The sequence below is a fragment of the Longimonas halophila genome (genome assembly GCF_002554705.1).
Classification (GTDB): domain Bacteria; phylum Bacteroidota; class Rhodothermia; order Rhodothermales; family Salinibacteraceae; genus Longimonas; species Longimonas halophila.
This window is the reverse complement of record NZ_PDEP01000008.1, coordinates 157,091-177,849: the sequence shown is the minus strand read 5'-3', so window position 1 is coordinate 177,849 and position 20,759 is coordinate 157,091. Positions and strand designations below refer to the sequence as shown.

The 20,759-nt window shown below is 59.5% G+C and carries 17 protein-coding genes; 8 read left to right on the top strand and 9 right to left on the bottom strand.

Annotated features, from left to right (window positions below):
* Positions 1–106 precede the first annotated feature (106 nt).
* Entirely contained in the window at positions 107–433 is a 327-nt protein-coding gene (locus tag CRI93_RS09985; RefSeq protein WP_098062492.1) for a hypothetical protein, read from the bottom strand.
* A gap of 381 nt (positions 434–814) precedes the next feature.
* On the opposite strand from CRI93_RS09985, the gene CRI93_RS09980 reads away from it, so the two are divergent.
* Both CRI93_RS09980 and topA read left to right on the top strand, forming a co-directional pair.
* Entirely contained in the window at positions 815–1,447 is a 633-nt protein-coding gene (locus CRI93_RS09980; RefSeq protein WP_245850447.1) for a Dps family protein, read from the top strand.
* Between the two features lie 254 nt (positions 1,448–1,701).
* Positions 1,702–4,296: a type I DNA topoisomerase gene (gene topA, locus CRI93_RS09975; protein WP_098062491.1), complete on the top strand. Its 2,595-nt coding sequence runs from the start codon at positions 1,702–1,704 to the stop codon at positions 4,294–4,296.
* Positions 4,297–4,402: 106 nt separating this feature from the next.
* Here the strand turns inward: topA and rnhA are convergent, their stop codons facing one another.
* Positions 4,403–4,849 carry a ribonuclease HI gene (gene rnhA, locus CRI93_RS09970; protein WP_098062490.1) on the bottom strand — a complete coding sequence of 149 codons (447 nt, stop codon included), beginning with the start codon at positions 4,847–4,849 and terminating at the stop codon, positions 4,403–4,405.
* A 301-nt stretch (positions 4,850–5,150) separates the two neighbouring features.
* Here rnhA and obgE point away from each other — a divergent pair, with 301 nt between their 5' ends.
* Both obgE and dprA read left to right on the top strand, forming a co-directional pair.
* Positions 5,151–6,182, top strand: a complete 1,032-nt coding sequence (obgE, locus tag CRI93_RS09965) for a GTPase ObgE (RefSeq protein ID WP_098062489.1) — start codon at positions 5,151–5,153, stop codon at positions 6,180–6,182.
* On the top strand, positions 6,179–7,327 hold the full coding sequence (gene dprA / locus CRI93_RS09960) for a DNA-processing protein DprA (protein WP_098062488.1): 1,149 nt from the start codon (positions 6,179–6,181) through the stop codon (positions 7,325–7,327). Before obgE ends, dprA begins: the two co-directional genes overlap by 4 nt.
* Before the next feature lie 86 nt (positions 7,328–7,413).
* Here the strand turns inward: dprA and CRI93_RS09955 are convergent, their stop codons facing one another.
* Complete coding sequence (locus tag CRI93_RS09955) at positions 7,414–8,286, bottom strand: UbiA prenyltransferase family protein (RefSeq protein WP_141491657.1); 873 nt, start codon at positions 8,284–8,286, stop codon at positions 7,414–7,416.
* A 292-nt stretch (positions 8,287–8,578) separates the two neighbouring features.
* Here CRI93_RS09955 and pckA point away from each other — a divergent pair, with 292 nt between their 5' ends.
* Positions 8,579–10,174 carry a phosphoenolpyruvate carboxykinase (ATP) gene (gene pckA / locus CRI93_RS09950; RefSeq protein ID WP_098062486.1) on the top strand — a complete coding sequence of 532 codons (1,596 nt, stop codon included), beginning with the start codon at positions 8,579–8,581 and terminating at the stop codon, positions 10,172–10,174.
* Between the two features lie 81 nt (positions 10,175–10,255).
* Here the strand turns inward: pckA and CRI93_RS09945 are convergent, their stop codons facing one another.
* Positions 10,256–11,083: a metallophosphoesterase family protein gene (locus CRI93_RS09945; RefSeq protein WP_098062485.1), complete on the bottom strand. Its 828-nt coding sequence runs from the start codon at positions 11,081–11,083 to the stop codon at positions 10,256–10,258.
* Between the two features lie 188 nt (positions 11,084–11,271).
* Here CRI93_RS09945 and CRI93_RS09940 point away from each other — a divergent pair, with 188 nt between their 5' ends.
* Positions 11,272–11,610, top strand: a complete 339-nt coding sequence (locus tag CRI93_RS09940) for a tRNA-binding protein (RefSeq protein ID WP_098062484.1) — start codon at positions 11,272–11,274, stop codon at positions 11,608–11,610.
* A gap of 794 nt (positions 11,611–12,404) precedes the next feature.
* A complete protein-coding gene (locus CRI93_RS09935) occupies positions 12,405–13,523 on the top strand; it encodes a sensor histidine kinase (protein ID WP_098062483.1) in 1,119 nt (372 codons plus the stop codon).
* Between the two features lie 45 nt (positions 13,524–13,568).
* Here the strand turns inward: CRI93_RS09935 and CRI93_RS09930 are convergent, their stop codons facing one another.
* From CRI93_RS09930 to CRI93_RS09910, 5 genes are all read right to left on the bottom strand, one after another.
* Positions 13,569–14,081, bottom strand: coding sequence for a GAF domain-containing protein (locus CRI93_RS09930; protein ID WP_098062482.1), 513 nt, complete (start codon positions 14,079–14,081; stop codon positions 13,569–13,571).
* Positions 14,082–14,152: 71 nt separating this feature from the next.
* Positions 14,153–14,506, bottom strand: a complete 354-nt coding sequence (locus tag CRI93_RS09925; RefSeq protein WP_098062481.1) for a 2Fe-2S iron-sulfur cluster-binding protein — start codon at positions 14,504–14,506, stop codon at positions 14,153–14,155.
* Between the two features lie 1,041 nt (positions 14,507–15,547).
* The gene (locus CRI93_RS09920) at positions 15,548–16,771 is read right to left on the bottom strand and encodes an FAD-dependent oxidoreductase (RefSeq protein ID WP_098062480.1); all 1,224 of its coding nucleotides are present in this window, start codon (positions 16,769–16,771) and stop codon (positions 15,548–15,550) included.
* A gap of 52 nt (positions 16,772–16,823) precedes the next feature.
* The gene (locus CRI93_RS09915) at positions 16,824–17,360 is read right to left on the bottom strand and encodes a PAS domain-containing protein (RefSeq protein ID WP_098062479.1); all 537 of its coding nucleotides are present in this window, start codon (positions 17,358–17,360) and stop codon (positions 16,824–16,826) included.
* 79 nt (positions 17,361–17,439) lie between these two features.
* On the bottom strand, positions 17,440–19,761 hold the full coding sequence (locus CRI93_RS09910) for a coiled-coil domain-containing protein (protein WP_098062478.1): 2,322 nt from the start codon (positions 19,759–19,761) through the stop codon (positions 17,440–17,442).
* A gap of 539 nt (positions 19,762–20,300) precedes the next feature.
* Here CRI93_RS09910 and CRI93_RS09905 point away from each other — a divergent pair.
* Positions 20,301–20,750, top strand: a complete 450-nt coding sequence (locus tag CRI93_RS09905) for a hypothetical protein (RefSeq protein ID WP_141491656.1) — start codon at positions 20,301–20,303, stop codon at positions 20,748–20,750.
* Positions 20,751–20,759 lie beyond the last annotated feature (9 nt).

The window sequence follows — 20,759 nt, the reverse complement described above, 5'->3', positions numbered from 1 at the left end:
AGAGGAAACGGCCGAGACGCTTCCCCACATGGGTAGCGTCTCGGTTTTCTGTTTCAAGGAGATTTTAGGGGTATGCGACAGCATCGTCCGGTTACAGAGCAGCTCCTCAGGATTCTGAGGCATGCTCTTCGGACGCAGAATCAGCATTTGCATCTGCAGAACCCGATGCATCCCCATCATTGTTCGCAGGTGCCGATGGCGCGATAATGCGATACGCGAGCACTCCACTCACCGCCGCTGTGGCTCCCAGCAGCAGCATGCCCTCGCGCATCGACCCACCGGTGCGTTTACCCAGTGTAGAGAGTGCTTTCGTGTATCCAGGCGCGCCGCGTGTGGTGCCACGAGCCGCCTCGGTAAGGTAGTAAGCCGTAGCCGCTCCGGCAGCACCTGCGCATCCCCAGGCTACGGTTGAGCGTATCAGACGAAATAGCATACGTAAATTGGCAGGTTGGTCCGACAGAATAACAGATGTGCCTGTAACATACGGCTCGGCTTCCTGAATTGCGATCAACTTTTCGCGCCACAGGCGTCCTTTAGAAGCTACACGCACCAGGGGTGTTACGAACTCGCAAGTCGGTGTTACGACCCTCTAACACCGGGGTCCTGGCACCCCGTTTGTACATATAGTACAACACAACATGACAGGGCCCAAGCTCCATGCGCCGCGCGGCGCGTGCTGCTCCTGCTGCACACTGGGACGGGTCACACTGATACGGATCCACAGGACCAGAAAAACAGCCGCGCACGACCGCAGGCCCTCGCTCCAGAGCGCACCGAGCGTACACATTCCTCTCATCAAGACACGCCAACCGCTATGGATAAATCGACCCCTGTAACCGCTGACGACCGTAAAGAAGAATACGCCGAGCCGTGGCGCCCGCAACAGATGATTGAAGAAAACCCGGTTGAGATCTCGGACGAGGCCGTAGAAGCGCTGCTTCCGAAGCTCGACGAGATTCAGTCGACCATGTGGAGCATGTACCATCAGTACCACAAGCATCACTGGCTCGTGGAAGGCCCGCAGTTCCGCGATCTGCATCTGTTCTTTGAGGAGCACTACACCGAGCTCCACAAGTACATTGATCGCATCGCGGAGCGCATCACAGCGCTGGGCGGCATCCCGACGTGTGCTCCCACCAACCAGTCGGCCCTCTCACATGTAACACACGAGCCAGAAGGCACGTACCGCCTGCGCGACATGCTGAAGCATGACCTGCGCGCCGAGGCCACGCTCTCGAAGCTGGTTCGCGAAAGCATTGACGTGGCCCTGGAGCACGGCGACCACGGCACCAAGCGCCAGCTTGAAAAAGTGCTGACTAAAGCTGAAGATCGCGCCCACCACATCGACCACTTCTTGGGCGAAGACTCGCTTGAGTTGGGCTTTGCCGATGCTGAAGTGGAGGCTTCTGCTGAAGCAGAAACCGAAGTGGAAAAGGCACACGCATAACGGCGTAGCTGCCTTGAAACTGTAGCCGCACGGCGCTCCAACACGTGCCTGTGCAACGCCGCGCCCCCTTGTCCGCCTACTTTTTGGTGCGCAAGGGGGCGTTGGTGTATGGGAGGCAGGTCTATGGCCTGTTGCGCGTAACGCAGCGGCTCCAAACAAGACGTTAACGTATGCCCCCGGAACGCTTGAAGTTGCCGCGGCGTGCACAGAACGCAATTTATGCACCGTATCGAGTCTGACTTTCCCCACGCTTCATGAAGCGATTAGTTGTCGTTGAGTCGCCCACCAAGGCCCGCACCATCCGTAATTTTCTGCCCCGAAGCGGGTATCAAATCGAGGCCAGCATGGGCCACATCCGTGACTTGCCGGCCTCGGCCTCCGAGATTCCAGCCGAGTACAAAGACGAGGAGTGGTCGCGGCTGGGGGTGCGCGTCGACAACGGATTCGAGCCGCTCTACGTCGTCTCCAAAAAGAAGCGCGATGTCGTCAAGCAACTGCAAAAGGCGCTCGACGAGGCCGATGAGCTCTACATCGCCACCGATGAAGACCGCGAAGGCGAGTCGATCGGCTGGCACCTGCTGGAGGTCCTGAAGCCGGATGTGCCGGTACGGCGCATGGTCTTCCACGAGATTACGCAAGAAGCCATTGAAGCCGCGCTCGAAAACACGCGCGATATCGACGAAGATCTGGTCGAGGCCCAGCAAACCCGCCGCATCCTCGACCGTCTGGTGGGCTACACCATCTCGCCGCTCCTGTGGCGCAAAATTAAGCCGAAGCTCTCGGCCGGACGCGTGCAAAGCGTGGCCGTACGCCTGTTGGTGATGCGCGAGAAGGAGCGCATCACCTTCATGCCAGCCACCTACTGGGACCTGAAAGCGCAGCTCGCCAAAGCGGGCATTCCGTTCGATGCCGACATGACGCATCTGAACGACGTGCGCCTGGCGCAGGGCCGCGACTTTGATCAGGACACGGGGCGCCTGAAAGACGACCTCGAAGAAGGCAAGGACGTGCTCTTGCTTTCGGAGGACCAGGCTACCGCTCTCGCCGACACGCTGCCCACCGAGCCGTGGCGCGTAGCGGATGTGAAGACCCGCACCCGCACGAAAAACCCGCCGCCGCCGTTTATCACCTCCACCTTGCAGCAGGAAGCCAGCCGCAAGCTCGGCTTCACGGCCAACCGCACGATGCGCGTGGCGCAGAAGCTGTACGAGAACGGTCACATCACGTACATGCGTACCGACTCGAAGAATCTGTCGAAGGAGGCCATTGCCGCCAGCCGCTCCTCCATTGAAACGCGCTACGGAAGCGACTACCTGAGCGACAGCGTCCGCACGTACACCTCGTCCGACAGCGCCCAAGAAGCCCACGAGGCCATTCGTCCCGCAGGCAACGCCATGAAGACGAGCGACGAGATTAGGCTGTCGGGCCAACAGAAACGGCTGTACGACCTCATCTGGGAGCGCACCGTGGCCACGCAGATGGCCGATTCGCGCATTCAGTACACGAATGTGTACATCGACGCAGGCAGCGAAGACGTAGCCCGCTTCCGCGCCTCGGGCAAGACCATTCTGTTTCCCGGCTTCCTGCGCGCCTACGTCGAAGGCAGCGATGACCCCGAAGCCGACCTCGAAGACCGCGAGCGCCCGCTACCCGATCTGTCGGTGGGCGACGAATCCGTACCCGCCCGCACCGACGACGACGGGCTGAACGTGCAGGCGCTGGAGCCGGTGGGCCACGAAACCAAGCCGCCCTCGCGCTACACCGAGGCCTCGCTCGTGAAGATGCTCGAAGAGGAAGGCATTGGGCGGCCCTCGACCTATGCCTCCATTATTAGCACCATTCAGCGCCGCGGCTACGTGCGCAAAGAGGGCAGTGCGCTCGTGCCTACGTTCACCGCATTTGCCACGAATAACCTGATGGAGGCGCAGTTCAACCCGCTGGTGGATGTGCACTTTACCGCCGAGATGGAAGAGATCCTCGATCACATCGCTACCGGCGAGAAAGATCCAGAGCCCTACCTGCGCGACTTTTTCCTGGGCGAAGGCGGCGTACAGCCGCGCGTCGAAGACGGCCAGGAGACGATCGACCCGCGTGCCATCTCGACCATCGACTTTCCTGAGCAGTGGGATCCGTATGTGGTGCGCGTTGGCAAGTACGGCCCGTATGTGGAAGGCCCGCTCGATGAGAGCGACGACTCCGAAGACACCGTCACCGCCTCGCTGCCGGAAGACCTTTCTCCGGGCGACACCACCCGCCAGAAGCTCAAAGATATTTTGGAAGAAGCCAACAAAGGCGACCGCGTGCTCGGCGTTCACCCCGATGCCGACATGCCCGTGCTGCTAAAGTCAGGCCCGTACGGTCCGTACATGCAGTTGGGCGAAGACGACCAGCCCGGCAAACCGAAGCGCGTGTCGCTGCCGCCCGGCGTAGACCCTGCCGAAGTGGACTTCGAACTGGGGCTCAAGATCATGAACCTGCCGCGTGAGTTGGGCGAACACCCAGAAACCGGCAATCCCATTGAGGCCGGGATTGGACGCTACGGTCCGTTTGTGCGCCACACCAAATCCGGCGCCAAAGACACCTACGCCTCCCTCAAAAAGAGCGATGACGTGCTCACGGTCGATCTGGAGCGCGCAATGGAGCTCATCGAGAAGAAAGAGGCGAAGAACAAGCCGCAGCGCGTGCTCGGCGAGCATCCCGAAACCGGCAAGACGATTGAGGTGTGGGACGGACGCTACGGACCCTACGTGAAGCACAGCGGCACCAACGCCTCGCTCGGGGACGACCAGACCATCGAAGACATTACGATGGAAGAGGCGGTGGAACTGATTAACGCCAAGAAGAGCTAAGCGTCAACTTCGTTCATGGCTCCATACCTCTTGTAGGGACGCAGCGCGCTGCGTCCCTACTGCTTTTACCAGCAACGCTGGGAATCTACCTGGAGCACTGATACCGCTACTTATAATCCTCCATCGCCGTTACCGCCAGCGAATCGACGTAGTTGTTGTGCACGTTGTCGGCATGGCCCTTCACCCAGATCCATTTCACGTCGTGACGCTCGTTCTGCGCATCCAGGGCCTGCCACAGGTCCTTGTTTTTGACCGGCTTCTTGGAGGAGGTGCGCCAGCCGTTTTGCTTCCAGTTGGCAAGCCAGCCGTCGTTGAAGGCCCGCGACACGTACGCGCTATCGGTGTGGAGCTTGACCGTCGTCGGCTCGTCGAGCGATTCAAGTGCTTTGAGCGCCGCCGTCAGTTCCATGCGGTTGTTGGTGGTCTGAGGTGCGCCACCCGTAAGCTGCGTGGCGTCGTCGCGATCGCCCTCGGGCATTAGCAAAGCGCCCCATCCGCCCGGACCGGGATTGCCGCTGCATGCGCCGTCGGTGTAGACAATTACAGTGTCCATCGTCAAAAGAGTACCCAAGGGAAGCAAAACAAATGTGCGAGCGGGCTCCGCGGCATCGCATCCGTTGAACCCACAGCCACGTAAGCTATGGGGAAACAAGGCATGGATGCAGTGCACCGCCGTCAATCGCCCGTGAAAACTATTGAGCACACCGGTCGTTGCGCAGTCACGTTCCTTCGGCCCCAACGTCGCCGGCAGGCACCGCGTTGCCTCTGCCACGTTATGTTTGCACGGTGCGCCGGTCTACTGCACAGCAGACCGGGTGCCAGTTCGATGTTCTTGAGTGTGAGAGGCCCCTACCATGAAATTTGTTGATCACGTAGTCATTACGGTACGCAGCGGCGACGGCGGGCGTGGCCTGGTGTCGTTCCGGCGCGAGAAGTTTGTGCCCAAGGGCGGCCCGGCCGGCGGCAACGGCGGCGCAGGGGGATCGGTCTACATCGAAGCCGATCCACACCTCTACACGCTCATGGATCTACGCTACAACACCTTGCACGAAGCTGGGGATGGCGACCCCGGCGGCAGTCACAACAAGACCGGCAAGGATGGCGAAGACGTCGTGCTGCGCGTGCCCCCCGGCACCGTCATCCGCAACAACACCACCGACGCAATCATCGGCGAAGTGGTGGAGCCGGGCGATCGTCTCTGCATCGCCGAAGGCGGACGCGGCGGTAAGGGCAATACCTTCTTTAAGTCGTCGACCAACCAGACGCCTCGCCATGCCCAGCCCGGCGAGGATGGCGAGGAGAAGGAGATTGCGCTGGAGCTGAAGCTCTTGGCTGATGTGGGACTGGTGGGCTTTCCGAATGCGGGCAAGAGCACGCTCGTGTCGTCGATTTCGGCGGCGAAGCCCGAGGTGGCCAACTATCCGTTCACCACGCTCACGCCCTCGCTTGGCATGGTCTACGTGAACGAGTACACCTCGTTTGTTATGGCGGATCTGCCGGGCATCATCGAAGACGCACATGAGGGACGCGGACTTGGGCTGCAGTTCCTGCGCCACATTGAGCGCACCGCTGTGCTGCTCTTCGTGATTCCGATCACCGCGACCGATTTGGGCGCGACGTACGATCAGTTGCTACACGAATTGCGCGAATACGACGCTGCTCAGCTTGATAAGCCACGCTTTGTTGCGCTCTCGAAGATCGACCTGCTCCCGCCCGAAGAGCGCTCGCTGCTTCCTGATGTGGTGGCCGAACACTTCCCGCCCGACGTAGAGCTGCTGCCCATTAGTGCCGTCGCACAGATCGGGCTGGGGCCCCTCAAACGCCGCCTGTTCAACGCTGTTGATACCGAGAAGCGCCGCACTGCGGCCGAGGTTACCTCTTCATGACGCTCTTCGATGCCGACCCCACCGCCCCCGACGTTGACTCTGACACCGAACGCCGCGCTCTGGTTGCGCTCATGCTGGTTCCGAATGTCGGCTGGAGCCGCGCCCGCACGCTCATCGGACACCTCAAGCGGCCCAGCGCGGTATTTCACGCGTCAAAATCGGTGCTCACACAGGTGCCCGGCATCGGGCCCCGCACAGCCGAGGCTATCCGCACGTTCGACGATCACACCGCCGTCGACCGGCAGTTTGCCCGTGCTGATAAGATGGACGTGGACCTCTGCACCCTCTGGGATACCGACTATCCCGAGCGTCTGCGCCACACCTACGATCCACCGCCCTGCTTGTGGATACGCGGGGCGCTGCATCCCACCGACACCCATGCCCTGGCCGTGGTGGGCACGCGGCGATGCACCGATTATGGCAAGGGCGTAGCGCGCGACCTGACAGCGGCCCTTGTGCAGCACGGCTATACGATCGTGAGCGGACTGGCATTTGGCATCGACGCGGCAGCGCATCGCGCGGCGCTTAAGCAGGGCGGACGCACGCTTGCCGTGCTGGGCTCGGGACTCGCGCGGATCTACCCGCAGAAGCACACGCGGCTGGCGCGGCGCATTGAGGATCAGGGGGCGGTGCTCTCCGAGTACACCCTCGACGAGGACCCCAACGCCTCCAACTTCCCTGAGCGCAATCGCATTGTGAGCGGGCTTACGCTGGGTACGCTTGTCGTCGAGTCGCACGAAAAGGGCGGCGCGCTCATCACCGCACGACTGGCCGTAGAGCAGAACCGCGAGGTGTTTGCGGTGCCGGGTCCCGTTGGGAAGAGCGCCTCAGTGGGCACCAACCGGCTCATCCAGCGCGGCCACGCCAAGCTTGTCCTCGATGTGGATGACCTCTTGGCCGAACTGCCACCGCCTCCAACAGACACCGACAATGCGGCTGCCGCGACAGCGCCCGAGCCGATGCCTGAGCTTAGCACGTCCGAGCAGGCGCTCTACGAAGCCCTGACCAGGGAGCCCGTGCACCTTGATGTGCTTTGCGCCCGCACCGGAATTCCGCCTTCGCAGGCACTCGTGCATCTGTTGCAACTGGAGTTCAAGGGCGTCGTCGAGCAGCGCGCCGGAAAGCAGTTTCGGCGTGTGCGGTGAGGTAATACCACCTGCGCCGAATCATAATGCAGGTAATTGAAATCTGCAGATGGAGCGTTCCATTCCTTCACCTGTCTATCTATACTCTATCCTGTTACCCACACAGCCAAGAGCGCAATCAGGCCCGGCACGGCCATGTACAGGTCGAGCGCCAGGCGGTAGGTGGGTCCTGGGTGTACGGGGCAGCGGGCGCCCCCGAGGGCCAGCAGCGCTGCGGCGAGCGCTTCAGCCATCCACACGGGACGTCCCGTGGTCAGCGCGAGCACGGCAGCAGCCAGCGCAGCTCCTCCGGCGCAGCTTGCTGCTACTGTGCGCACCTGTCGGACACTCCAGGACTGCGGGAGCGTCTCAAGTCCAGCGGCGTGGTCGGCGGCGCGGTCGGCCCAGTCGCTGCAGAGGAGATTCGGCAGCAGCCAGCCCATCCGGTAGCAGGCCAGGCCCAGCGCCTCCCACATGCTGCCTGCTACTCCAACGGTAGACACACCCTCTAAAACCGGAAGGCCCACCACGCCCAGGCTCCATGCACCCGCCACCGCCAGTGTCTTGGCAGAGCCGATGTGTTTGAAACGCCAGCCGCGAATCGGCCAGACGTACAGCGCGCCCATTCCCGCAAATCCAGCCGCTGCAGCCTGAGTTAGGGGCGCGAGGTTCCAGAACGCCCACACAGCCAGTAGCACATAGAGCGTAGTAGTAAAGCGAATATAGACGTGATGCCGATCCATCCACCGGCGGCGTGCGCCGTGCGTGCGAGCATCCTCGACCGCGGCAGGGCTCGTGCGGTCGAACCGATACACAAGCGCTACGCCCGCAGGCACACCCAGGAGCACGGTCCCGCTAACTGGAAGGCCCGTTAGCACATAGGTGCTGCCAATCAGGGCTGCTGCGATGCCCGCCACCACGAGCGGATCGCTGCGCATCCACCCGTACACTGAGCCACACACGAACGAGAAAAAGACCACGAAGAGGCGATACGCTGCTGTGCAAAAGAAGACCTGAGTTGTAGAATGCTCAACGATTCAGCGTAACGGGGGATTCGCAGACGGCGCCCTGTCATCCGTCTGTTAAATCCGCAATACCGCACATATAATGTTCACAGCAAATGCAGCACACGTTAGTTTATATTCACATTTACTTAACCGTAGCTGTCGCAAAAGAGGGCTGGAAGCGCTTTCTTAGAGGTGTATTGCACGATGCGGGCTATATTTCGACCCGTTTCCGTCGTTTTCAACATCAAGCCACTCTGCTGCTGTCATGACCGTACCCGACCACGTGACCTCGCACCTCCGCGCACTGGGGCTCACCGACCCCGGCCCGATTCACTATAACCTGAAGCCACCTGTTCTTTATGAGATGGCGCTGGCTCAAGACGAAGGCCAGCTTGCGGCTCAGGGGCCGCTCTGCACGCGCACCGATCCTTACACTGGACGAAGCCCCCGAGATCGCTTCCTGGTGCGCGACGCCTCCAACATCGACACAATTAACTGGGGCGCGGTTAACCGTCCTACCGATGCCGCAACCTTCGATCATCTGCAAGAGCGCCTGGCCGACCACGCCACGGGCAAACCGCTCTTTGTGCAAGACCTGTACGCCGGGGCCGATCCCGAGTACACCATGCCAGTGCGCATCATCACCGAAAAGGCATGGCACAGCCTCTTTGCCTACAACATGTTCGTGCGGCGCCCAGCAATTGACCGCGCCGACTTTGAGCCCGGATTTACCGTGCTCGACCTGTGCACGTTCAAAGCCGATCCGGAACGCGACAACACGAACTCGGAGGCCGCTATTTTTGTGAGTCTGGAGAAAGAGCTGGTGCTCATTGGCGGCACGCATTACGCGGGCGAGATCAAGAAGTCCATCTTCTCGGTGCTGAACCATCGCCTGCCCGGCGAAAATGTGCTGCCTATGCACTGCTCCGCCAACGAAGATCCCGATGGCAGCACCGCCGTGTTCTTCGGCCTCTCGGGCACGGGCAAAACGACCCTCTCGGCCGATGCCAGCCGCACCCTCATTGGCGATGATGAACATGGGTGGAGCGAGAACGGGGTCTTTAACTTTGAGGGCGGCTGCTACGCCAAGATGATCGACCTAACGCCCGAGCAGGAGCCGGAGATCTACAGCACCACCGAGCGCTTCGGCACTATCCTCGAAAACGTGATGCTGGAGGACGAGACGCGCACGCCCGACTTTACCGATGACACCATCACCCGCAACACGCGCGGATCGTACCCGATCGACTACATCCCGAACGCGTCTGAGACAGGGCAGGGCGGGCACCCCGACCATGTCATCTTCCTGACGTACGATGCATTCGGCGTGCTGCCCCCCGTGTCGAAGCTCACGCCTGAGCAGACGATGTTCCACTTTCTGTCGGGCTACACCGCCAAGGTGGCCGGAACCGAGCGGGGCGTGAGTGCGCCCAAAGCCACGTTCAGCACCTGCTTTGGCGAGCCGTTTATGGTGCGGCATCCTGCCGAGTATGCCGAACTGCTGGGCGATAAGATCCGCACGCACGGCGCGCAGTGCTGGCTCATCAACACCGGGCTGACCGGCGGCCCGTACGGCACGGGCGAGCGCATTGACCTACAGCACACCCGTGCAATGGTGGATGCGATTCTCACGAACCAGCTCAACGACGCCCCCACCACGCCCGACCCCGTGTTTGGCATGCACGTGCCCGAGCACGTCCCGAACGTGCCCGATACCATCTTGCAGCCGCGCAACACGTGGGAGGATCCGGATGCTTTCGACCAGCAAGCTGCAGAACTGGCTCGCATGTTCGCCGAAAACTTCGCCAAGTACGCCGATCACGTATCGGCAGGTGTAGAGGCCGCCGCGCCCACCGCGTAACCGGTCTTCGATATCATACAGGCGGATACAGGGGCGTCTGCACTGTGCAGGCGCCCTGCTGTATGTAGATGCATTCTGCCTCTACGAAAGCGAGGTGACCCGATCGAAAGAAGTGGTGCGCATCTCGGAAAATACCGTCGCATCCGGCTGATAGCGCCGCTCTTCCACCGAAAACGAGTCTGGGCGAATGTGCATCAGATTGTAGAAGTTGACGCCCCGGTTCGACCTCCGCCCTCGGCTGCTGGTGGCCGTGCCTGCGCTGGCTACAACCATGCGATGTTCCGTATCGCCCCGGTCAGACACGATATCGACAGGCTCAATATGCGAGATGTGCAGATGTCCACAGAGAATCAGATCGACCTGAGCCTGGGCAGCGGCCGTAAGGGCTTCGTCGGCATTGCCCATGATGTCGTGACGGCCTAACTGCTCCATCCGTGTGAGATGATGGTGCACCACCAGCACTCGAAACTGCGATGCGTGTTCGTCAAAGAAGGTGCGCATGGTGTTGAGCGCCTCGGGACGCAAGCGTCCGCTTTTCACGGTAGCCCCGTGGGGCGAAGACAGCCCCAGCACAGCCACCTCGGGCTCAACGCGCGTAGGCCGCAGCTCGGGCTGCACCAACCGCCGATACTTGCGCAACGGGGCCGTAAGACGCTTCCAGGGGCGCCACCACGGGTACACGTCGTGGTTGCCCGGTACCACCAGCGTAGGCGCATTAAACTGCTCAATCATAGCCACCGCTGCCTGAAACTCGCCGGTACGGGCGCGCTGCGTCAAATCGCCACTTATCGCGACCAGGTCTACATCGTGCGCGTTGATGTCATCAACAAGCGCTGATACCACCTCGGCGTGCGCGATTTTGCCAAAGTGGATATCGGAGCAATGAGCGATAGTGTACGGGGTAGACATGAAGCATGCCAGACACATCTAACAGACCAACGAGATAAGACCCGGTGCGTAAAGCAACCGGCTCTGCTCATCAGACGGTCTGTTGCGGTACGAGGTTCATCGAACACAATGGGCTTGATGCCCCTGTGTTCGCTCTGTACATTGACGTGATATTCTCCGTTCTGCGCACCTGAAGCCCCCCTCTTGCTATGGATACAATTACCTGGGACGACTTTACGCGTGTCGACCTGCGCGTGGGCACCATTGTAAGTGCCAAGGCTTTCCCAGAGGCGCGAACCCCCGCCTACATCCTCACTATCGATTTTGGTGAAGAGATCGGCACCCTGCGCTCCAGCGCTCAGATTACCGACTTGTATGCGCTTGACGATCTCCCCGGCATGCAAATCGTGGCGGTGGTGAACTTCCCTCCAAAGCAGATTGGCCCCATGATGTCGGAGTGCCTCGTCACCGGGTTTCATCGCGCCAATGGCGATGTTGTGCTCACCACGCCCGACGCGCCCGTTCCCAATGGCACGCGTCTGGCATAGACTCTTTCAGATGCAATACGCAACGCGTCCGGCCCACAACGCAATTTGCGCATAGTATGGAATGCATAGGCCTCGGGCTATTTTGGAATCGGCGTCCAGTGCTGTGTGGCATCACTTACTGTGTCGTTTGCTATTGTCAGCCTGGATTCAGCACACGGCTCCGGAACGCCAAATCGTATGCAGCGGCCTCACAAACGGCGCATAGTGGCTGTGTTTTTCACGCAAAGTGATGCCTATGCTCCGTCCTCGTGCCCTTGCTCGAAACTCTTTGTTTATCTGCGACTCTGATACGGCAGCTTACTTTCTCTCCTGAGTTTAGCGCAGTGTTTTCAGGCCCAGGAGGCAAGTATTCAAGGCGTGGGGTGTATCCCACCTGCACCTCCGCCGAATCGGAAACAGTACGTACCCAGGATGGCTGAAATGTAACAATTTCATCTAATGGGGTCTTCTTTTCCGACACGCATGGTCAAAAGAAACAACTTCACATTTGCTCTCCATCGCATTGACGCACTTCACATAATATCTTTGTATCATTACGTTATGTTTTTCTACTTACAGGTGTCGCAGAGCGCTTAGAGATACGTTATATACGATTTCTTGTATGCATACCCGTTTCTGCACACTTTTTGCTCTGAACCCGTGCCCGAAAGCACGCCTCCGTTTTCCTCGCCTTAAACGCCCTCACACAGGCTCCACTCAACCATCACATTGTGCACATCCAAATGGATGGAACAGCCTGCCTGTACAGGTACCCCTCCAACCAGGTAGTTTTTTGCTCTTAGCCCCACCACCCCATGCTAACGTTTATTGACATGACCACAACCCAGTGGGAGCGTCCGGCCTGGTCTCTGTCCTCCTCGCTCTCTCCATACCAGCCGCAACGCCCCGAGCCCGCTCCGCTCCCCAGCAGAGTGCTCGACTCAATGGGAGCCGTGGTCGTTGAAATGGATGCAGAGGGACGCATTCAGTTTATGAACCGGGCCTGTACACAGCTTGTTGGCGCCTCGCTTGATGCCATGATTGGAGAGGATGTGCGCATGCTCTTTGCAAACCCTGAAGAGATGCACGTGCTTACACGTGGATTCGAGGCGCTGCGTAGCGGACGCGCCGGACAGATCCATCTCGAAATGCACTGGATGCGCGACGATGCTCCGCCCCGATTGTTGGAAGGCACCTGTACCGCACGGCGCTCCACTCCCAATGCCGATGTAGAATCGCTTGTGCTTGTGGGCATTGATGTAACCGAACGGCGCGACATGGAACGCGACATGACGGCTCTAAACACTGCCGAGCGCCGCGCTGTGAGCCAGTCGCTGCACGAGTCGCTCGGCATGCAGCTCGCAGCCACGGCCATGCACGTCCAGAACCTGAAGGCGGCGGTTGAACAAGGCACGCCGTGCACAGCCGACGATCTCGATGCGATTGCCGATGCCATCCGCGAAGGCGTCGACAAGGCGCGCGAGCTCTCCCATGAACTGCTGCCGGTCTCGCTTCAGCAAGACCGACTCACAGAGGCGCTCTCCGATCTGGCTCGCGAGGCCGATCGCCACGGCCCAGGACGTTGCACGTTTATCGGAGGCGACGACCTGCCCGCCGTGCACAACGCTTCGGTTGCTATGCATCTACATCGCATTGCCGAAGAGGCCGTTGCAAATGCACACGCGCATGCGGCCCCCACGCACACAGGAATCCGCCTTCATGCTACAAGCCGTGCGCTCGTGCTCACCATCCACAACGACGGTAGCGTCTGGCATCCAACCCAACACGACCACACCCCTTCAGACGCTGGGAAGGGCCTATCTCGCATGCGCTATCGGGCCCATCTCATTGGCGCAACGTTCCACGTTGGCCATAGCCAAGGCATGACAACCGTAACATGCCGTCTCCCGCTGCGCCGCATCAGCGCGGCATAGTGGGACACCGTATGGTCACCTGGCGAGCATGGGGCGCTCGGTTTGCTACCGTTGTGACGTATCGGCAAACTGACGGCCCAGGGTGTTAGCCAGCTGCTCCAGCATATCGCGGTCCACCTCCGAAAACGCATCCAGCGTATCCGAGTCTACGTCGAGCACTGCCAGAAGTGTATCATTGGGCGTAAGCACAGGCACGACGACCTCCGACTGCGTGGTTGAAGAGCAGGCGATATGGTCCTCGGCTTCGTGCACATCCGAAACGAACTGCGTGGTACGCGTGCGTGCTGCGGCTCCACACACCCCTCGGTCAAAGGGGATTCGCAGGCAGCCGTGCCCGCCCTGGTACGGACCCACCACCAGCAGATCGTCCGACACCGCCCGGTAGAAACCAGTCCAGTCAAAGTAGTCGAACGTATGATGCAGTTCGCAGGACACCGTAGCCATGGCAGCGATCCAGTCGGTTTCCCCCTCAAGCAGCGCGTCAATGCGGTCGAGCACATCGGCATATGCCGTAAGGCGCGGGTGATGTTGAGCCGGGGATACAGCAGGTTGGGTCATGAGATACAGAGCGTTTAGACCGAGAGACAAGTAGAGCAGCAGGATTCGGAATCCTCTGCGACATATGCTATCTACGATGCATCAGGCGGCTCGTTCGAGCGGCGTCCGCCCCAGATCCACTTGTCGGTATCCAGATACACGGTGAGCGGCTTCCGCACACGAATCTGACACGACAGGCGCGGATAGCCAAAGCGTTGAGCCGTGCGGTCGTGCCAATGCGAAGCTGGCACCCCCTCAGCCAGGCGCACGCCACATGTGGCACACAGCCCGCGTCCGCCACAGTTCACGACCTCGGTGAGCGCCGTGTATGGAGACAGGTCATAGTTCAGCAGCGCATCGCGGAGAATAGTACACTCTTCCACATTGATCCGATGCCACTGCGTTCCATCATACACACGAATGTCGTGGGTAGGTACAGAAGACATGCCGCGAAAAGTTGTTAAGGGTAATTAATTCGGAGCAGAACTGAAGCCGATGCGATCCCCGTGCGCAACAGTAGCGAAACGTGCCACGGTACGTTTGGACCCTGTGATACACAGAACGTAGGTAGTGGACAGGCCGTAAGTGATAGCCTTCTGCCTTCTGATAAAAACTTTTCTTGGGACGAACAGTCTTCCGTTCGTCCCCGCCTCCGGCTACTGGCATGAGGTGCCCGTCTCCATTGAGGCCGTTTCCCTCCAAGATGCGTTGGTAGCGGTTCAATGGTAAGTGATTGTCATATGGCCGACATCATCGGAGCCAGACAACCCCCTCTGTCTATCGACATCTCCCCCTTGGAAAGGGGGAGAAACCCGAAGGGAGAGGGGGTTCGAACAAGACAAACCTACATTCTGCGATAGCCTTATCACTTAGCGTCTACCCACTACCGATGCGTTTTTTTATTCAGAAGCCCTATTACCAAAGTGTGTTCACTTCCCAATCAGAGGGTCTGTGAAAGGATCAATACTACAACTCTATAACCGGCTGGGTATGAACCACACTGGCTTCCACACCACTCCTGCATTTTCTTATTGGCAGAGTAGGGTTCTCTTCTCATCTACTGCATAGGCCAACGCCCACATCAGCACATAGTGCGAGCAGTATACATGACTGTGATGCTACTTGCCACCAGGGGGCATGATAGGTTAGCATCGGTGAAATCTATGACGGCGGTGCATCGTCATGTTACACCGCTGAGGAGCAACCCAACGTTACATCAGGTAAAAGATGGTGTACACGACAAGGCTAACGATTCCAGCAGCAAGAGCAAGCAAACGAATAGCGCGGTCAGCGGCATTTTCCATAAGAGTAGGGGGCAACCAGGTGGGGAGGGCTGTGCATGCCTGTTGCCGTGCAGCAGCGCAGGTGGGGACTGCGCGTTGTAACAGGACAAGCGTGTATTTACAGAAGATACACGTGCGCCCTCATATTATCACAAAATACGTGCCGATTTGCAGAGATTTCAGTAAAGCGCATTGCGATTGCTCTTATGCATCAGGCTGTGAACGTTGAGCTGCGGAGGGCTGCTCCTTGAAAAGGCGATGCATCGTATCCCGCAGTGCAGGAAACGGGTAGGGCGCAGGTGACGGCTGTGGTGGCGCATGGCGTTCCATAAGCATGTGCGCCACATGCAGTGCACAGCTCCACGACAACGTAACGCCCGCACCGCCGTGGCCATAGTTGTGTATTGTGGGACGCGCAGGGCCGGAGTCCCAACAGAGGCGCACGCCGTCGCTTTCAGGGCCACGCACATAGCGGAGTCCGCTCACCACGCGCATGGGAGCATCTCGGAAATCGGTGCCTGTGAGCTGCCTAATGAGATCCGCGTTTGTTGTCCACATGGCCTCAGGCAGCGCTACGCCGTGCACATGGCGGGTGCGCCCGCGCAGTGGAGTCGCGTAGCCGCCGTGGCGATGTGCAGGGTGTTTCGTACCTCCCACAATCCAGGTGGATGCATGTGGGTAGAAATACAATCCGCCGGGTATATTTTCAATATGCGAGGGATAGCAAGCAGGTGCAGGCGCATAGTTATACGACTGCACCGCTGCCGTATCTGCCCATGCCTCCCATGATATGGGCGGTTTTACATGCAGCAGGTGACCATGGAGAAATGTAGCGGGAGCCTCGTCGTCAAAGACACGAGGGGCGCCTGCCCCCAGGCAGTTCACCCACACATCCCCAGGGAGCGTTGAGCGGTTCTCGGGCGAGATGTGCATCCGTCGTATGGTGCCGCCCCCCTCCTGGTAGGCAAGGTACAGCTTGCGAAGGTAGCGCGGAGCTTCCACAAACGTCATGTCGAACGTCCAGCCGAAGAGCCCTTCTGCCTCAGCGCGGCGCGGAAGACCAGGGGCCCCGCGTCCATCGTTGGGGAGATGCACGAGGCGGCGCAGCGCGTCGAGGTAAGCAGGCCGATGGGGGGGCGATTCGAAGAGTTCGGCATGACGCTGCATGCGCACGCCCCAGGCTGGTCGATCTGTAAACACGTCGAAGCAGGCCTGACTCCAGCGCGTGTGATGGGCAGGATTTGCAACGCGCACCGTGTGGGGTATGACGGAGGCCGCCGGGTAGTGGCTGGCCAGGCGCGGCCAGTCGGCACCGTGCGCCGTGTCGGCGCGGGCTGCTGTGATTAGTGTGGTGGCGTACCCGCAGGCACGCAGAAGGACTGCCGTGGTGATGCCCGAAATGCCGCCTCCGAGCACTGCAATCTGCATCCACCTACCAACCCATTAGCCGAAGAGAACGACCCCTGTTTCTGGAAAGCGCTTAGCGCTTGCGCACCATAATCCAGTTGTTGCCCGCATCGTCGCGGTAGAGATGCACATCTACGAGTGTAGGGCGCATTTTATACGTAAACGTGTATGTAAAGTACTCATCCATTCCGCCGTTTTTGAGACCGTCGCGAAAGCGCCCATAGAACACACGGTTATTGCTGCAGGGGGCCAGTTCATTGAAGTAGTTCTGGCCCAGAGCCTCGTCGGGGTCTACGCCGCTCAAGTTGGACTCGTATGCATTAAAAAACTGTACAATGCCTTCGTCGTCGAGCCGGATGATGCCAAAGTCGGCGCTGTTCAGCGTGTCTTTGGACGCATCACGGAGCCGTTCGCCCACGGTTGGGTCTTCGAAGTTGAGCTGGTTGGATGGATCGTCCGATGCGGATTCGGCATCGTCGGCAGCCTCGTTACGAGCATTGTCAGAAGCATCAGCAGCGGCATCCGATGCATCTTGTGAGCGCAGCTCAGACGAGCGGTTAGCCTTCTCCTTCAGGTACGAAAACAGGTCAGAGGTCGAAGAATCACTCATGGCAAAAAGGGAGGCGGCGGGGAGGAAGCCATTGAACAGGGGAGGATGCCCCGGCAAAGGTGCGCGGCAGGGCAACGCATTAGGCAGTGCGTAGCAGGACCCATGCTGTCTCGGTGGTGTCGTCGTAGAACAGGTGCACGAGCGCTACGAATGGAGGATGACCGGAGGCCGTAAAGAGATGCGGGAAGCGTGCATCGAGCTGTTCCTGATCGAGGCCCGCGTGGAAGCGTCCGTAGAACGCGTCGGTCGCGGTGCTGGGCGCAAGATCGAAAAAGAACGCTGCGTGCTTAGCATCCTCCTTTGAACGCAGGCGGTCGAACATCGGCAGCGCGTAGGCCGCGTCGTTAAGCGTGAGCACATGTCCTTCAGTATCGAGCTGAATAACGGCCAGGTCGAGGGCATCCCGGTCTTCAGCATCCATTGTGGGCAACGAAGCACGAAGATCGGCATCCGCCAGCGCTGGCCCCGCATTCCATTGCGGTCCCGGCTGGATACGGGTTGAGGCGGCGTCTGTATCAGAGTCAGAAGACGACGTGATATCCGCTATCTCCGCCGGATCAGCCGTTTCTGCGCCATTCTCTTCTGCGTGAGACGTTTCGGCTTCAGCCGGTTCCGTATTGGGCATGCGCGCCGATTCAATGAGCGCACGAACGTCGTCTGGGGACGTGACGCCGAGGTCGTTTTTGAGAGCGCGCCACTCGCGAACAAGATCGGGGTCTACGTCGGCGTCGGTCGGGTCTTCGGCATCGCTCGCTTTCTGTGCACGCAGGGCCCGAATTTCATCGCGGAGGTGCGCAATGCGATCGGCGGCCTCATCGGCAGAGTCGAATCCTTCTTTGGAGAGTGCTTCTTTCTCGCCATAAAGCACATCGAGCTGGCGGGCCATGCTCTCAATGAGCTTCTCCAGGCGCTCGGCGTTGCTAAGGTCGGGATTGTTAAATGCGTCCGGTTCAACGACTGCATCTGGGTTGGACGCAAGGCTTGCATCGCGGTCTTCGTAGAGCGTTTCGAGCTGCGCATTCATATCCTCGACCATCTGGATGATCGCCTCGGGGTCCGAGATGCCCAGTTCGCTCTGCAACTTCTCCTGGCGCGCATAGAGCGATTCGAGCTGCTGGAACGTGTCTTGGTTGGCGCTGGGAAGAGCCTGCGCCGCCGAGCGCGCCTCCACATCCTCATAGAGCTCGACGAGCTGCTCGTTCATGTCGCGGATCATCCGAATGGCCTCGTCGATGCTATCGATGCCGAGTTCGTTAAGCTGCTCTTGCTCTTCGTAGAGCGTGGCTATCTGCGTATCCATCTCCTTGGTACGCTCAACAACGCGCTGCGCCTCTTTGATGGATTCGACGCCAAGCGTGTTTTTCAGACCGGGGGGCAGCGTGCCGTTGTCTGACGCGTTCACGTCTTGATTGACATAAAGATCGTCGAGCTGATCCTCCATGCTATGAATCATGGATACGGCTTTTTCGGCGGTGAGGCCCTCTTCGCGCAGCACTTCGCGCTCATGAGCCAGGGCTTCCAAGTCTTCGGTCAACGACCGCACCATTGCCTCCATCTCGCGAGCGTCTTCGGCAGAGGAGATGCCAAGTGTGGCCTCAATGGCGTTGAGCGTGTCGGCAGCCTCGAATACCTCGTCGTCGGGCAGCGGAGCCTCGGCCAGGCGCTCAATTTGCGAAGCGAGCACATCGAGATAGGAGGCGACGTTGTCGGCCCGCTCTACACTGAGAGCCGAGGGCACGTCCATCCCAAGGTGGTCGAGGGCCCGGCGCACCGACGTGCTGAGCGCGTCGAGGCGTTCTACAAATTCCTCGGCTTCCTCGATGTTCGAGATGCCCAGCACCATACGAATGGCAGAGGCCGACTGCAGGACCTCGGTGTCGGGGGCTGTGCTCTGAACCTGACTGCGCAGGCGATCGTTTTCGCGCTGCAGCGCCTTAGCGGCATCAATGAGGCTGGCGATGTCGTCGTGCCCGGTGCTCTGGATCGCCTCCTGAGAGGCGTCGCGGGCCTCGGCCTTGCCCTGTAGCGTCTGAATGTGATCGAGCGCGTCCTGATAGGTCGGGGCATCAAGCGCATCAAGCAGGGCATGCGCCGAAGTGTCGTCTTCAGAGCCCTGCGTGAGCGCGTCGAGGCGGGCTTCGAGCGTGTTATTGCGTGCGCGCAGATCTGCAATTTTCTGATGCAGCCGCGTGAGCACCTGCTCAAACTCGCTGAGGGTAATGAGCTCGTCGGGCAGATCCTCCCGGTTGTCAAGCGCTTCCATCTGGTCGGTAAGCGTCTGGATCCGTGCAATCGCCTCGTCGGGCCCATCAGCACCGAGCAGCTGGCAGATGGTGTTCCACGCTTCGGCAAGGTCTTCGTACGAAGGGTTGGAAGCAGAGGAGGCAGAGGGCTCAGCCATAACCATAGAAGTTGTTAATGGAGGAGACAGCCAGCGTGCGTGAGAGCGCGGGCCCAGCAGGGGCACAGGTGAGGCGTGCACGCTGTGTTGCGGGCACACCGCTCAAAGCAGAAAGCTTAAAGCAGGAAGTAAGGCATGTTATGCTGTACACTAAATATGCTGCGCGCTAAAAGCACAGACGATGCACAGACATGTGTAACAGATGTATGTGCGTAACGAGACGGTGGCGCAGCAAGGTTCCCCTGTCCGCCAGGACAAATGTGCACAACATGGGACGTTTGGGTCTACTGATTTTCAGGCGAAGCTGCGCTATCGCACATCTGCGTGACTCATGGAAACTGAGGGTAACACTGTGCGGAAAAGAACACGTGATGCAAGGCCGATGCACTGTAATGAAGTCGGTATATACATCCCTGAAGTGCAGCATTTTGGCGTGCCTGTCATACACCCCCATAGCATATACTCGATTTTGGTACCTGGCGCTCCGGGCACCACTTGCACTCGCTGACCCAATCCACTGTTTTCTTTGCTGACCTGCTATGCCTGCCACTGTTATGCCCTCCACCGACAACGCTGCTACCACAGTTAACGAGCAGCACCAGGCGATACATGAAGCGTTAGAAGATCCGCTCGATGCGCAGTGGGACACGGTACTCGATGAATGGGACCGGGGATCGACCGCTCAGCGTCGTGCCATTCGGGCGTATGTCTCGGGCGTTCGAAACCGTATTGTGCAGACGCTCGACGATCTGGAGGAAGTGGACGACATTCGGCAGGCACTTGGTGTGCAATATCTTGAGATGAAGTGTCATTGGACGCTACTGAATACGCAAATCCAGAGCCAGACGGCACGCAATGGGGCTCCTGATGAAGCACTCATGTATCGCGCTACCTGCGTAAGCCTCATCATTCAGGCCATCGAGCCGCTGCTTTCGCAGGAGCGCATTAACACGCTTACGCAGATGCTGGCTGAACCAATGGAAGGCTAAGAACCTGTT